The sequence below is a fragment of the Enterobacter sp. RCC_40 genome, from assembly GCF_041360735.1.
GTDB lineage: Bacteria > Pseudomonadota > Gammaproteobacteria > Enterobacterales > Enterobacteriaceae > Enterobacter > Enterobacter ludwigii.
This window is the reverse complement of sequence record NZ_JBFUPR010000001.1, coordinates 84858-99486: the sequence shown is the minus strand read 5'-3', so window position 1 is coordinate 99486 and position 14629 is coordinate 84858. Positions and strand designations below refer to the sequence as shown.

Here is a 14629-nt window from a genome sequence, read left to right as displayed (position 1 = left end):
CGGAGCACGCTATGGATACCTGGATTTATCTCTCGCAGGGGTTCGCCGTGGCGATGACCCCCGAAAACCTGGTGATAGCCCTGATCGGCTGCTTTGTCGGGACCATTGTGGGTCTGCTGCCCGGCCTTGGGCCGATTAACGGCGTCGCCATTTTACTCCCGCTGGCGTTTGCCCTGCATCTGCCTGCGGAATCGGCGCTGATCCTGCTGGCGACGGTGTATATCGGCTGTGAATATGGCGGGCGTATTTCCTCCATTCTGCTGAACGTGCCAGGCGATGCGGCGGCCATTATGACCGCGCTGGATGGCTACCCGATGGCACGGCAGGGTCGCGGTGGCGTGGCGCTGTCCATCTCCGCGGTCAGTTCGTTTTGTGGTTCGCTGATTGCCATCGGCGGTATCATTCTTTTTGCCCCTGCGCTGGCCCAGTGGTCGCTGGCGTTTGGTCCGGCAGAGTATTTTGCGCTGATGGTCTTTGCCATCGCCTGTCTCGGCAGCATGATGGCGCAGAATCCGCTGAAATCGTTTTTGTCCGCGTTGATTGGTTTAGGGTTAGCCACCGTCGGCGTGGATGCCAACACCGGGGTTTATCGCTTTACCTTTGACAGCGTGCACCTTTCCGACGGTGTGCAGTTTATCGTGGTCGTGATTGGCCTGTTCTCGGTCTCTGAAATTTTATTGATGCTGGAACATACCAGCAGCGGACAGACGCTGGTGCGTAAAACGGGCCGCATGCTTTTCAGTGCCAAAGAGGGCGCACAGTGTATCGGCGCGACGCTGCGTTCGTCGGTGATTGGCTTCTTCGTCGGCATTCTGCCGGGGGCCGGGGCCACCATCGCCAGCGCCATCACTTACATGACCGAGAAAAAGCTCAGCGGCAACAGTGACAGCTTCGGCAAGGGCGACATTCGCGGGGTAGCGGCCCCAGAGGCTGCGAATAACGCCTCGGCCTGCGGTTCGTTTATCCCGATGCTGACCCTTGGCGTGCCGGGCTCGGGCACCACGGCGGTGATGATGGGCGCGCTGACGCTCTATAACATTACGCCTGGACCGGCCATGTTTACCGAGCAGCCGGATATTGTCTGGGGGCTGATTGCAGCGCTGCTGATCGCCAACGTGATGCTGCTGGTCATGAACATTCCGCTGATTGGTCTGTTCACCCGGATGCTGACAATTCCCCTGTGGTTCCTGGTGCCGGCTATCGCGGCCGTCTCTGCGGTGGGGGTGTATGCGGTACACAGCACCACTTTCGATCTGGTGCTGATGGTGCTGCTTGGCGTACTGGGCTACATCCTGCGTAAGATGCACTTCCCGATGTCACCGCTGATTTTAGGCTTTGTGCTGGGAGAGATGCTGGAGCAGAACCTGCGCCGCGCCTTGTCCATCAGCAACGGCAATATGTCTATTCTGTGGGACAGCAGCGTGACGAAGGTGCTGTTAGCGATGGCCATTCTGGTGATTGTGGTTCCGCCTGTATTGCGTCTGCTGCGTCGCCGCCAGCGCAAACCGGCACCGGATATCGGTTGATTATCCTTTCAACAGACGGGTGACCCACTGTTTTAATGCCTGGCGGGAGATCTTAATCCCGCCATTTTTGAGCTCTGCCGGCAGCATCAGCCAGTGCACCGGCTGCTCAAAGCGCGCCAGTTTACCCTGTACCCATGCCGGGAAGCCGGTGATATCGGTTCCCGGTTCACACTCCACCACCGCCACCGGACGCTGACCGAACTCGGCGTCATCGAGTGGGACGATAAACGCCTGGTTTATCTGCGGATGGCGGGCAATAACCCGCTCAAGGCTTTCCGGCTGGATCCCTTCGCCCCCGCTGAAAAAGAGGTTGTCCATTCGGCCAAGGATCGTCAGGCGCCCGTCATGCCATTCCCCGCGATCGCGGGTGGCAAACCAGCCCTGTGCATTGGTCAGCGGAATCAATGCACCGTCCCGCCAGTAACCTGCGGCCATACTTTGCGCTTTGATCCACACTTCACCGTCAACCACCCGCACCTCTCTGCCCGGCAACGCAGCGCCGACGTCCGGTTCACCGTCTGCCTCTTTGGCACAAACCGTTGAGGCAAACTCCGTCAGACCGTAGCCACAGAAAGTGCGGATCCCCCGCTGGCCCGCCTGCTGAGTCAGATCAACGGGGATCGCGGCCCCGCCAAGCAGTACGGCTTTCAGCGCGACAGGCTGGTGTGCATTAAGCAGACGCCAGAGCTGCGTCGGTACCAGTGAGGCATGCGTACAGCCCTGCAGGGCCTGCGCCAGCGGCTGCTTCTCGCGGACGGTTAAGCGCGCGCCAGCCTGCAACCAGCGCCACAAAATCCCCTGCCCGGAAACATGAAACAGCGGCAGGGAGAGCAGCCAGTCGTCTTCATCGCCGTAGGGCATCAGCGAAAGCACGCCGCGCGCACTGGCAAGATGGGCGGCACAGGTATGGACCGCCGCCTTGGGTAAACCGGTTGAACCGGATGTCAGCGTCATGGAAGCCAGCCGCGACGGTTGCCACGCCACGCGACACCCGCCCGGCACCTCGCGCATACTGAGCGCGACCAGCCCGTCGTAGACGCCGTCCAGCACCAGGGCAAAGCGCAGCGTCATCTGCGGGAGCAACACGTCCAGCAGCGGGTGCGGCAGCTGCGGGTTAACGGGAAGAATACGTGCCCCGCACTGAAGCAATGCCAGCCATGCCATCAGGGTTTGCGGGTGATTATGCGCCAGCAGCATTACGCCGTCGCCCTCCTGCACACCCTGCAGCTGAAAGCCCGCGGCCAGTCTGTCGATGCGCACACACAGCTGTTGCCAGCTGAGCGTCTCATCGTTCAGCCTCAGGGCCGGTTTATCAGCATACTGCGCGCACCAGTGTCGCCACGGCCAGTCGGTAAAACTCATAGCAATGGCTCCAGCCCCTCAACGTCAAGGAGCGGCAGCGTGCTGTCTGGCCACGGGCGGATAAGCTGATTTTGCATCAGGTTCAGCGTATCGAGACCGGGGACAGTGTCTGGCGTTAACCAGGCGGCAACGCGCGCCAGTTGGGTTAGCCCCAGGCTGGACTCAATCGAAGAGCTGATGACCGCCGTCAGCCCGGCGGCATGGGCCGCCGCGACCTGCTCACGTACCTTAGCAAGGCTGCCGGTCAACGTCGGTTTAATGACCACCGCGCGGACACCCGGTTCGGCGACAAACGCAAAGCCGTCTTCACGCAGGCTTTCATCCCACGCGATGGCAATGCCGGTTTCACGGGCAAACGCCCGGGAATCGTCGCGGGTTTTACACGGCTCTTCCAGAAACGCGATACGACTGCGGTACGCCGGGTTTACGTACTTCGCGAACTGCTGCGCCTTCAGCGGCGTCCAGGCGCGGTTAGCATCCAGACGCAGATGCAGGTCGGGCAATGCTTCCAGTAAGAGGTTAGCGACCATCCCATCGCGCACCGCTTCATAGAGACCGACTTTGATTTTCGCCACTTTCTCGCCCGGCATGGCGGCGAGCAGCGCAAACAGCTCATCCGGATCGCCCGTACAGAGCGGTGCCGCGCGGTAATTAGCCTCTGCAGGCAAGCGACCGTCCAGCTCCGCCAGCGCGCAGCTAATACCAAAAGCCGCGGAAGGCACCTCCGGCAACGCCGGGTTCGCGCCCTCACGCCACTCACTGGCCCACGCCAGCAATACCGTCTGCGCGTCCTCCAGCGATTCAAGGCTAAAGCCCGGCAGCGGCGAAATCTCGCCCCAGCCTTCCTGCTCGCCCTGCTGCAGATGCACCAGCATGCCATCACGGGTTTTTAACCGCCGTTCACGCAGCACCACGCCCGCGTCCATCGGTATCTGCCAGCGGTAAACCTGCGCGCGACGCATTACGGATTCCGTTTATATTTGCTGAAGTCAGGCTGGCGTTTTTCGTTAAAGGCGTTGCGACCTTCCTGCCCTTCTTCGGTCATGTAGAACAGCATGGTGGCGTTACCTGCCAGCTCCTGCAGACCTGCCTGACCGTCACAGTCGGCATTCAGGGCCGCTTTCAGGCAGCGCAGCGCCATCGGGCTGTTTTGCAGCATTTCACGACACCAGCGCACGGTCTCTTTCTCGAGGTCGGCAATTGGCACCACGGTGTTCACCAGGCCCATATCCAGCGCTTCCTGAGCAGTGTACTGACGGCACAGGAACCAGATTTCGCGGGCTTTTTTCTGACCGACAATACGCGCCATGTAGGAAGCCCCCCAGCCACCATCGAACGAACCCACTTTCGGGCCCGTCTGGCCAAAGATGGCGTTCTCTGCGGCAATGGTCAGGTCACACATCATGTGAAGCACATGGCCGCCGCCGATGGAGTAGCCTGCCACCATCGCCACCACCGGTTTTGGACAAGTGCGGATCTGGCGCTGGAAATCGAGCACGTTCAGGTGGTGAACGCCAGAGTCATCCTGGTATCCGCCGTAATCGCCGCGCACTTTCTGATCGCCACCGGCACAGAACGCTTTTTCACCTTCGCCGGTCAGGACGATAACACCGATGTTGTCGTCATAGCGCGCGTCTGCCAGCGCCTGAATCATCTCTTTGACGGTCAGCGGACGGAACGCGTTACGCACCTGCGGGCGGTTGATGGTGATTTTGGCAATGCCGTCTGCGGATTTGTGGTAACGAATGTCGGAGTAACCTTCGGAGCAGTCTTGCCATTCAACCGGCGCATAGAGCATGTGTTCATCAGGATAGATCATAGAGAGTCCTTTATTCGAAGACGCAGTATCTGAGCCAGACTCGCAGCAACCGCAGCGGGGTTTTCCCGGTGGGCGTTGTGTCCGGCATGGGGAATCGCATGGCGTACGGCGTGCAGTTCAGCCGCAAGGGCTTTGAACTTCTCATCACGTTCACCATATAAATAATCAAAAGCGACGTTGCAGGCGCTCAGTCCCGGACGCAAATCAGGCTGCACGGCCAGCGAGGTGGCCTCGAGCATCATCGCCAGAGTCGCGCCATTGTTCTGGCTACGCTGACGAATAAGCGCCTGCCGCTGAACGTCCGTCAGGGAAGCAAATACGGGTTGTCGGTACCAGTCAGTGAAAACCACGTCGAGTGCCTCGGTACGAAAGCGCCGCGCCCAGCGGCGATCGGATACCAGCCGCGCACTCCGCTCACCGGCGTCCTGTAGCCCGGGATGGCCGCCTTCCACAATAATGCCCTTCAGCCCCTCTGGCTGCTGGCAGGCATGGAACATCGCAATGCGGCCGCCGAGGGAGTACCCCACCAGCCAGAAATTCAGTATGTTGTAACTAAGCAGGGTCCGGGTCAGCAAATCGCTCATCTCCTCGAACCCGGTCACGCCAGTATTGCCGGAAACACCGTGCCCCGGCAGGTCGAGATACAGCCGCGGGTAATCGCTCAGCGCCGCCCCGACCGTCTGCCACTCGCGGCAATCCCCGGAAAAACCGTGCAAAAAGACCAGCCAGGGATAACCCGGCTTTCCAGCCTGCTGCACGCCCGCGAGGATCACAGGTGGCTTACCTGGGCCAGCAGGCTTTGCAGTTTCTGCGCGCCGTCAGCATCGTTCACCACCAGCTCGATCAGCGTTGCACCGGGCTGTCGCCAGGCGCTGCTCAGGGCCGCATCAAGCGCTTCCCAGCTTTCCGGGCGATGGTATTTCAGGCTGAACATTGCCGCGGCGTGTTCAAACTGCACGTTCTGGGGCATCAGATAGAAACGCTCACGTTCGCTCTGCGGGGTGGGCAGCAGGGAGAAAATCTGTCCACCGTTGTTGTTAACCACAATCAGCACAAACGGTGCCGAAACCTGACGCAGCAGCGCCAGGGCATTGAGGTCGTACAGCGCGGAGAGATCGCCGACGATTGCCAGCGTAGACTTCGCGCTGGCACGCTGTACGCCCGCCGCCGTGGAGATCAACCCGTCAATGCCGCTGGCCCCCCGGTTACTGTAGACCGGGTAACCGGCTGGCAGCTTTGAAAAGGCATCTATCAGGCGAACCACCAGACTGTTGCCGACAAACAGCTGCCCCTGCTCGGGCAGATACTGACGAATACGGTGTGCCAGCCCGGCCTCACTGAATGCTTCGCAGCTCGCCTGGGTTAACGCCCAGGCCTGTTCCGAAAGCGCCGGGATCGCAACGGCCCAGGGCTTGCGTTTTTCAGCCGGATGGAGCGCAAGCCAGGCGTCAATCTCACTGACCAGACGACGACCACGATGGTGTGCCGGGTCGAGCCGCCCTTCCAGCGAGTCCACCAGCCAGTACTCTTCTGGATCACAGGTAGCCTGCCACTGCAGTAACCGTTTACCGGTCAGGCTTGAGCCGAGCTGGACAATAATCTGCGCCTGCGCAAGCTCGGTGACCGCCTTCGCATTCCCCAGCCAGAGATCGGCACACGGCAGCGGCTGACCGGTCTGGGAAAGTACGTCGCCAATCAGCGGCCAGCCAAGGGTTTGCGCCCATTCCGCAACCAGCTTGCCTTGCGCGGCGCTCATGCGCCCGGCAACCACCACGCCACGTTTCTGCCGCCAGAAGAACCAGTCACGTTGTCTGGCGCTTTCAGGATGCGGTTGTGCACGCAGCCACGGCTTTTCACTTTGCCACCACTCACCCAGGGTGCGCTGCCATTCAAGACCGGTGTCATCCATTTCGCCATACAGCGGTTCGGCAAACGGACAGTTAATATGCAGCGCCCCGCTGCGCAGTGTCCCGATGGCATGATCGATTGTCGAGACCAGCCAGCTTGCCGGAATATCCTGAGTAGGACGCGGTAACGCGATTGCCTGTGAAGGATGCGAGGCAAAGATGCCCGGCTGACGAATGGCCTGGTTGGCACCACAGTCGATAAGCTCGGGGGGACGATCCGCGGTCAGCAGGATCAGTTTCTCCCCGGTTAATCCGGCTTCGATCAGCGCCGGATAGAGGTTTGCCACCGCGGTACCGGAGGTCACAATCACCGCCACAGGCTCGTTGCTGACTTTCGCCAGCCCCAGCGCCAGATGGCCAAGCCCGCGTTCATCAAAATGAGTGTGGTGAATAAATGCCCGGTTTTCAGCGGCCGCCAGCGTCAGCGGGGTTGAACGAGAACCCGGTGCAATACACACGTGCCTGACGCCATGGCGAATCAGGGCTTCAAGGATCACCGCCGCCCAGCGTCGGTTAAAAGAACTTACTGACATGAGATTGTCCGGTATCAAGAATGCGACACAGTATAAATAATAGAAAAAATTGGAATTTTGATATGAATCGGGATTGCGCGAATCAGTCTTAATCCCTTAGGAGCAGAGAGCGCAGTCCGGCCGCTTTGTTTTCTATCTCCTGCCACTCCTGCTCCGGGTCAGAGCCGCTGACAATTCCCGCCCCGGCGTACAGCCGCAGGGCGTCTTCGTAAACACGGGCAGAACGCAACGCCACGCAGAATTCGCTTTGTTCAGGGGATAAATACCCGGCAGAACCGGCGTACCACTCGCGGTCGAACGGCTCGTTGTGGCGGATAAAGTCGCGCGCCGCCTGACGCGGCAGACCGGCGACGGCCGCCGTAGGCTGCAGAACATGCAAGCATTGTGCATCGTCAGCGTGTTTGAGCTCGGTCCAGATACAGCGACGCAGATGCTGTACTTTACGCAGCCGTACAACCTGGGCGGGCAGCACCTCCAGCGTCTGGGTATGGTGCTGGAGCCGCTGGCAAATATCTTCCACTACCAGCATATTTTCACGCTGATTTTTGTCGTCGTTCATCAGCCAGTCGCCCAGCCGTTCGGCCTGTTTATCATCGGTATGGCTGGCGACGGTGCCTGCCAGCGCTTCCGTGCGCAGCAGCTTGCCGCGTCTGCGCCACAGGCGCTCGGGGGTCGAGCCGAGAAACGCGTTGCTGGCATCGAATACGATGCAGAAATGGTAGCAGTTCAGGTTCAGGGCGCGGCTGGCAGCCATCAGTGCGACAGGGTTAACAGAGTGCTTAAACTGCAGGTCGGTTGCCCGGGCGAGCACTACCTTTTCAAAATCACCGCGAGCGATGGTCTGGGTTGCCTTGCGGATAAGGCGCAGCCATTCGGGTTGTTCCGGATGATGCTTTTCCTGCACAACCTCAACGGACAGCGGACGAATGGGTCTTGCCTCACCGAGCTGCTGGAGAAAATCCAGCGCGGCGCGGGCATCATCGTGAAGTGAACTGTCACTCCACAGCTGCAGGCGTAACGTGGCCTGTCCGGCGGTACGTCGCCACAGCAGACGCGGTAAAAACAGACTGCCCTGCTCGGGATTAAACGCATTCAGGCCGCAGATACGCGTGTCGCGGGCCGCATCATGCGCCTGCAAAAACTGTGAGGCAAATGCCAGAGAGGAGAAATGCGCGACGGCACCAAGCGCAGCAAGTTCTTCATCACCGTTACGCTGTTGCCAGTAAAACTGAGGATAGCAATGCTGAACACCCAGCCAGGCCAGGGGATCGAAGGCGTCATTTAAGGGGAAAGAGACGTCGAAGTGATGTAAACCGGGTGCAGTGGGTAACGCTTGCGTAAGCTGGCTACGCAGATGCTCCAGCGCGGTGGAAATCGAATTCACGCGAACCTCTCCCTGTTAAAACCGCATATTATACGGGGTACTGACCATAAATAGCAGTACCCACGTATAGGGAGTGGTTAACCGTATAAGGAACGTTAACGGCGGGCTAAAAGCAGCCCCAGCACCAGTCCGACAGCTGCCCCTACCCCGATGCCTTGCCATGGTTTTTCATGGACGTAATCATCGGCACGGTATACCGCCTTTTTCGCGCGGTAGTAGTAATTGTCCGAAGCATGGCTGACGCGATTTTTAACATCATCCAGCGCTTTTTCGGCACGGGCTTTCAGCTCAATATATTTCTGATCGGCAGGGTCGCCCGACGAACGTAACACCTCTTCCAGCGTTTCGCTCAGCAAGGCCAGGTCGTCATCGATACGGGTATCCCAGGATTGAAATGACATATTTTTCTCCATGTTAGTACACCAGTCCGCTAACTATAGCCAACGACTCGCCATTACGCCTGTTTCGCTTCCCGCGCCATGCCGATGTGTGGAATACCGTCCTCATCGTACACGTCCGTCACGGGGGTAAACCCAAAATGCCCATAGAACGGTTGCAGGTGCGCCTGCGCGCCCAGATATAACGCCTTGTCCGGCCACTGTTTTTGGCACGCTTCCAGCGTTTTTTCCATCAGCTGATAGCCCAGTTTTTCACCACGCGCGTTGCCGCTGATAATCACGCGACCAATCACGACAGGCTCAAAATCGTCTTCGCTTTTCAGAATCCTCGCATACGCCACCAGCGCGTTGTCCCGCCAGCCAAGAATATGGCGATTCTCGCCAATAAGATCATCGCCATCGATATCCTGATACGGGCAGGTTTGTTCAACAACAAACACTTCGCAACGCAGTTTAAGCAGCGCGTAAAGTGACGTTACCGTGAGCTCACTATGGTGTAAATCTTGCCACTGGATCATGTCAGTCTCCTTCCTGGGTTCATCACGTTATACTAAACCCCTCCCCGTTCGGCAAAGGGCTGATTACGTTATGGAACTGATTTTTCTCGGTACGTCCGCTGGAGTGCCAACCCGATCACGAAATGTGACCGCGATTCTGCTGGATTTGCAGCACCCGACGCGGGGTGGATTATGGCTTTTTGACTGCGGTGAAGGGACGCAGCATCAGCTGTTACATACCTCGTATCATCCCGGCAAACTGGATAAAATTTTCATTACCCATCTGCATGGCGACCATCTGTTTGGCCTGCCTGGCCTGCTGTGCAGCCGCTCAATGGCGGGCAATGCCAACCCGCTGACGATTTACGGGCCTGCGGGTATTCGGGAATTTGTCAACACCACGCTGCGTCTGAGCGGCTCATGGACAGATTATCCCCTGGAGGTGGTGGAGATAACCGCCGGTCTGGTCCTGGATGACGGGGTTTATCGGGTGACAGCCCAACCCCTGAGCCATCCGGTGGAGTGCTATGGTTATCGCATTGAGGAGCAGGATAAACCCGGCGCGCTCAATGCGTCGGCGTTACTGGCCGACGGGATTAAACCCGGGCCGCTGTTCCAGCGTCTGAAGCAGGGCGAAACCGTGACGCTGGAAGACGGGCGCGTCATCAACGGGCAGGATTACCTCGCCGCCCCGCAGCCCGGGAAAAAACTGGCGATTTTTGGCGACACGGCCCCGTGCCCGGCGGCGTTGCTGCTGGCGCAGGGTGTGGATCTCATGGTACATGAAGCCACCCTGGAGGCGGCGATGGAAGAGAAAGCCAACAGCCGGGGCCATAGCTCTACGCACCAGGCGGCGCAGCTTGCGTGTGACGCGGGCGTCGGGAAACTGATCGTCACCCATGTCAGCTCGCGCTACGATGCCCGGGGCTGTGAACGCCTGCTGACAGAGTGCCGTGAACGGTTCCAGGAATGTGAGCTGGCCGAAGATTTCGCTAAGGTCAGCGTTTAGTCCTTCATTTTTCTCTCAGAGTGCCGATAACGATTAAAAGGTCAGCATTTCTCTCGAGGGTAGAATGGATAATTTCCAGAAAGATATTGATGACAGGGCGAATCTCACCCTGTCGAACCGTTTTGAACTGTTGCTGTTCCGTCTTGGCACCTCTCTGAACGCAAATAAATCCGAGCTGTTTGGCATTAACGTCTTTAAGCTGCGTGAAATTGTGCCGATGCCAGAGTTCACGAAACCCGCCGGGATGAAATCACCGCTGATGGGCATGGTGAATATTCGCGATCAGGTTATCCCGGTAATCGACCTGGCTGCCGTGGCGGGCTGTAAGCCAACCACCGGGCTGAACATCCTGCTGATCACGGAATATGCCCGCAGCGTGCAGGCTTTTGCGGTGGAATCCGTTGAGAACATCATGCGTCTTGACTGGAAGCAGGTGCACGCGGCGGAAACTGCCGTCAGCGGGCGGTACATCACCAGTATCGCTTGTCTGGATGAGAAGACCGATACCAATGAGCTGGCGATGGTGCTCGACGTTGAGCAGATCCTGTATGACATCACCCCGGCCAACCACGACCTGCATGCCACGGATCTGAAGACTACGAAATTCCACATCAAGCCCGGTGCCGTCGCGATTGTCGCCGAAGACTCTAAAGTGGCACGCTCGATGCTGGAAAAAGGTCTGCAGGCGATGGAGATCCCGGCGCAGCTGCATATCACCGGCAAAGACGCGTGGGAGAAAATTAGCGTGCTGGCGGCACAGGCTCAGGCTGAAGGTGTGCCGATTACCGATAAGATCGCACTGGTGCTGACCGACCTGGAAATGCCGGAGATGGACGGCTTTACCCTGACGCGTAAAATCAAAACCGACCCGCTGTTGAAAGATATTCCGGTGGTGATCCACTCTTCCCTCTCCGGCAATGCTAACGAAGATCATATTCGTAAGGTGAAAGCCGACGGTTACGTGGCAAAGTTTGAACTCAATGAACTCTCGTCAGTCATTGAAGAAGTTCTGGATCGTTCAATGAAGAAGATTGACGGTCCGCTGATTAGCCGTAAACAGCTGGCTTAACTTTCAGCAGGCTCACGCCTTCCCGACAGGGCAAGGCCGCAAGCCAACAAAAAACCCGCCGAGGCGGGTTTTTTTATTCACTGCGGTCAAACAGCAACGTGATTACATCAGCGGCATCGCGTGCTGCACGATGGTGATCAGCGGCTGTGGATAGATACCGAAGATCAGTACCAGCAGCGCGGAGATCAGTACCACGATACCACCGGCGCTGTACTGCCAGTTACGCGGCGCATCGCGGTTCAGCTGCTGAGGTGCACTCAGATACAGACTCACGGCCACACGCAGGTAGTAGTAGAGACCGATTGCAGAGCCGATAACCACGCCCGCCGTCAGCCACCACAGGTGTGCCTGCACACCCACTGCCAGCACGTAGAACTTACCGATAAAGCCCAGCGTCATCGGAATACCCGCCAGAGAGAGCATCATTACTGTCATAACGGCGGACAGAATCGGACGGTGCCAGAACAGACCACGGTAGGAGAACAGGGAATCTGCATCCGGACCACGGTACGGGCTGGACATCAGGCTCACCACGCCGAACGCGCCGAGGCTGCTGAACAGGTAACCGGCCAGGTAAACACCGACGGTCTCCATCGACATCTCACCGCTCTGCAGCGCAATCAGTGCCACCATCAGGTAGCCCAGATGGGAGATAGATGAGTAGCCCAGCAGACGTTTAATGTTGGTCTGGCTCAGCGCCATCAGGTTACCGAAGATGATGGAAGCAAACGCGATGATGCCCAGCACCACGCGAACCGCTTCGCTGTCACCCACCGGCGCATACAGGAACAGACGCATCACCACCCCGAAGATAGCGATTTTGCTCGCCGTCGCCAGGAAGGTTGAGACAGGAGCAGGCGCGCCCTGGTAGACGTCTGGCGTCCACAGGTGGAACGGAACCAGAGAGAGCTTAAAGCCAAGGCCAACAATCATCATGCCCAGACCCGCCAGCAGCAGCGGTTCGTGCAGCATACCGTCGCCGAGGCTCTTGCCGAGCGCCATGAAAGAGAGGTTTCCGGACTGTGCGTACAGTAGCGCGATACCAAACAGCAGGAAAGACGACGCGGCAGCAGACAGAATGGTGTACTTGATGCTCGCTTCCAGAGAACGTTTCTGACGGAAGGCGTAACCAATTAGACCGAACAGCGGCAGAGAGATAAGCTCAATACCGAGGAACAGCGCAGCCAGATGGTTCGCATTCGCCAGCAGAATACCGCCCAACGCGGCAATCAGTACCAGCAGGTAAAACTCTTCTTTGTTGTCGTTGTAGCCTTCCAGCCATGGGTACGCAAACGTACAGGTTGCCAGGCTCGCCAGCAGAACCAGACCCGAGTACAGCATGGCATAGCCGTCAACGCGCATCAGTGGAGTGACGTCCATCGCCCCGCCCTGGCCAACAAACCAGAGAGAGACTAATGCGGCGTTCAGACCGATGACCGACAGCGTGGCATTCAGGAAGTGATTGCGTCGCCACGCAATGGAGAGCATCACAACCACCACCGTCAATCCGACGATCAGCAGCGGTAGCAGCGCGATCAGTTGTTGTGGAGTTATTGTCATGGCGAATTACGGCCTTGTAGTAGAAGCAGAATTAACAAACCACTGCTGGATATTCCCCATCGCGGAGTGCGAGGTATCCAGAATTGGCTGCGGGAAGAAGCCCAACAGCACCAGCAGTACGACCAGCAGCAGGATGATGAACAGCTCACGCAGCGACATCCCCGGCAGTTCTTTTGCAGCAATTTCGCTCTTCGCTTTACCGAAGTAAGCGCGGTGCAGCATCGCCAGCGAGTAAACGGAAGCGAACACCAGACCAAAGGTGGAGATCACGGTAATGACCGGCACCACTTTGAAGCTGCCGAACAGAATCATAAATTCGCCGACGAAGTTACCGGTGCCTGGCATACCCAGCGTGGCCACCGCGAAGAACATAGAGAGCGCTGGCAGCCATTTAATTTTGCTCCACAGACCGCCCATCATACGCATGTCACGGGTGTGAAGACGTTCGTACAGCTGACCACACAGGATGAAGAGACCGGCTGCGGACAGACCGTGCGCAATCATCTGGATAACCGCACCCTGGTAAGCCAGCTGGCTGCCGGTGTAGATGGCAATCAGTACAAAGCCCATGTGAGAAACGGAGGTGTACGCAATCAGACGTTTAATGTCGTACTGCGTGAAGGCCATCCAGGCACCGTAGAAGATACCGATCACACCAAGCCACATCGCAATTGGCGCGAACTCAGCGGACGCATTCGGGAACAGCGGCAGAGCGAAACGCAGCAGACCGTAGGCCGCGGTTTTCAGCAAGATCCCCGCCAGGTCAACGGAACCCGCCGTTGGCGCCTGTGAGTGCGCGTCTGGCAGCCAGCCGTGCAGGGGAACCACCGGCATTTTCACCGCGAAGGCAATGAAGAAGCCCAGCATCAGCAGGTATTCCACACCGTGAGACATCGGGGTCTTCAGCAGGTCTTCATAGTTGAAGGTCCAGATACCGGTCGCCGTGTGGTGAACAAACACCAGCGCCAGAATCGCAATCAACATCACCAGACCGCTCGCCTGGGTATAGATGAAGAACTTGGTTGCCGCCGTGATACGCGTTTTACCGTCGGACGCCTTATGGCCCCATAGCGCGATCAGGAAGTACATCGGCACCAGCATCATCTCCCAGAAGAAGAAGAACAGGAACATGTCGATGGCAAGGAATACGCCGATAACGCCGCCCAGGATCCACATCAGGTTCAGGTGGAAGAAGCCCTGGTATTTTTCAATTTCTCGCCAGGAGCAGAGTACCGCCAGAACGCCGAGCAGACCCGTCAGCACCACCATCAGCAGCGACAAACCGTCGATAGCCAGGTGAATGGTTATCCCAAAACGCGGGATCCACGGCAGAATAAATTCAGACTGCCACTGCGGAATCCCCGCAGACTGCGTCAGAGAGTAGCCACCCTGCAACCACAGTTGCAGACCAAGCGCGAGCGTCAATCCCATGGTGATCAGCGCGATCCAGCGCGGCATCTTCACGCCAAAGCGTTCAGTCTGCCAGCACAGGAAGCCGCCGATGAAGGGAATTAATATTAGCCAGGGTAGTAACATGGCGATTTACATTCCTTTTTAAGGCCCCC

At 58.2% G+C, this 14629-nt stretch carries 13 protein-coding genes; 3 read left to right on the top strand and 10 right to left on the bottom strand.

Annotation, left to right across the window (positions count from 1 at the left end; all coding sequences use genetic code 11):
* Window positions 1–11: 11 nt before the first annotated feature.
* Window positions 12–1526, top strand: a complete 1515-nt coding sequence (locus AB6731_RS00470) for a tripartite tricarboxylate transporter permease (RefSeq protein ID WP_014170979.1) — start codon at window positions 12–14, stop codon at window positions 1524–1526.
* Here the strand turns inward: AB6731_RS00470 and menE are convergent, their stop codons facing one another.
* The 8 genes from menE to AB6731_RS00430 form a co-directional block, all read right to left on the bottom strand.
* Window positions 1527–2888, bottom strand: coding sequence for an o-succinylbenzoate--CoA ligase (gene menE, locus AB6731_RS00465; protein ID WP_371005739.1), 1362 nt, complete (start codon window positions 2886–2888; stop codon window positions 1527–1529). It abuts the gene before it with no gap.
* On the bottom strand, window positions 2885–3850 hold the full coding sequence (menC, locus tag AB6731_RS00460; RefSeq protein WP_050737132.1) for an o-succinylbenzoate synthase: 966 nt from the start codon (window positions 3848–3850) through the stop codon (window positions 2885–2887). Before menC ends, menE begins: the two co-directional genes overlap by 4 nt.
* Window positions 3850–4707: a 1,4-dihydroxy-2-naphthoyl-CoA synthase gene (gene menB, locus AB6731_RS00455; RefSeq protein ID WP_014170982.1), complete on the bottom strand. Its 858-nt coding sequence runs from the start codon at window positions 4705–4707 to the stop codon at window positions 3850–3852. Before menB ends, menC begins: the two co-directional genes overlap by 1 nt.
* Window positions 4704–5480, bottom strand: a complete 777-nt coding sequence (gene menH / locus AB6731_RS00450; RefSeq protein ID WP_068794835.1) for a 2-succinyl-6-hydroxy-2,4-cyclohexadiene-1-carboxylate synthase — start codon at window positions 5478–5480, stop codon at window positions 4704–4706. Before menH ends, menB begins: the two co-directional genes overlap by 4 nt.
* Window positions 5477–7147, bottom strand: a complete 1671-nt coding sequence (gene menD / locus AB6731_RS00445) for a 2-succinyl-5-enolpyruvyl-6-hydroxy-3-cyclohexene-1-carboxylic-acid synthase (protein ID WP_371005738.1) — start codon at window positions 7145–7147, stop codon at window positions 5477–5479. Before menD ends, menH begins: the two co-directional genes overlap by 4 nt.
* A gap of 88 nt (window positions 7148–7235) precedes the next feature.
* Window positions 7236–8531: an isochorismate synthase MenF gene (menF, locus tag AB6731_RS00440; RefSeq protein WP_371005737.1), complete on the bottom strand. Its 1296-nt coding sequence runs from the start codon at window positions 8529–8531 to the stop codon at window positions 7236–7238.
* Window positions 8532–8626: 95 nt separating this feature from the next.
* The gene (gene elaB / locus AB6731_RS00435) at window positions 8627–8932 is read right to left on the bottom strand and encodes a stress response protein ElaB (RefSeq protein WP_020883147.1); all 306 of its coding nucleotides are present in this window, start codon (window positions 8930–8932) and stop codon (window positions 8627–8629) included.
* A gap of 53 nt (window positions 8933–8985) precedes the next feature.
* Window positions 8986–9447, bottom strand: a complete 462-nt coding sequence (locus tag AB6731_RS00430; protein ID WP_014170987.1) for a GNAT family N-acetyltransferase — start codon at window positions 9445–9447, stop codon at window positions 8986–8988.
* 70 nt (window positions 9448–9517) lie between these two features.
* On the opposite strand from AB6731_RS00430, the gene rbn reads away from it, so the two are divergent.
* The gene (rbn, locus tag AB6731_RS00425; protein ID WP_371005736.1) at window positions 9518–10435 is read left to right on the top strand and encodes a ribonuclease BN; all 918 of its coding nucleotides are present in this window, start codon (window positions 9518–9520) and stop codon (window positions 10433–10435) included.
* Window positions 10436–10499: 64 nt separating this feature from the next.
* On the top strand, window positions 10500–11504 hold the full coding sequence (locus tag AB6731_RS00420; RefSeq protein WP_014170989.1) for a chemotaxis protein: 1005 nt from the start codon (window positions 10500–10502) through the stop codon (window positions 11502–11504).
* Window positions 11505–11606: 102 nt separating this feature from the next.
* Here AB6731_RS00420 and nuoN read toward each other — a convergent pair whose 3' ends face one another.
* Both nuoN and nuoM read right to left on the bottom strand, forming a co-directional pair.
* Complete coding sequence (gene nuoN, locus AB6731_RS00415; protein WP_014170990.1) at window positions 11607–13064, bottom strand: NADH-quinone oxidoreductase subunit NuoN; 1458 nt, start codon at window positions 13062–13064, stop codon at window positions 11607–11609.
* Window positions 13065–13070: 6 nt separating this feature from the next.
* Window positions 13071–14600 carry an NADH-quinone oxidoreductase subunit M gene (nuoM, locus tag AB6731_RS00410; protein ID WP_014170991.1) on the bottom strand — a complete coding sequence of 510 codons (1530 nt, stop codon included), beginning with the start codon at window positions 14598–14600 and terminating at the stop codon, window positions 13071–13073.
* Window positions 14601–14629: the final 29 nt, after the last annotated feature.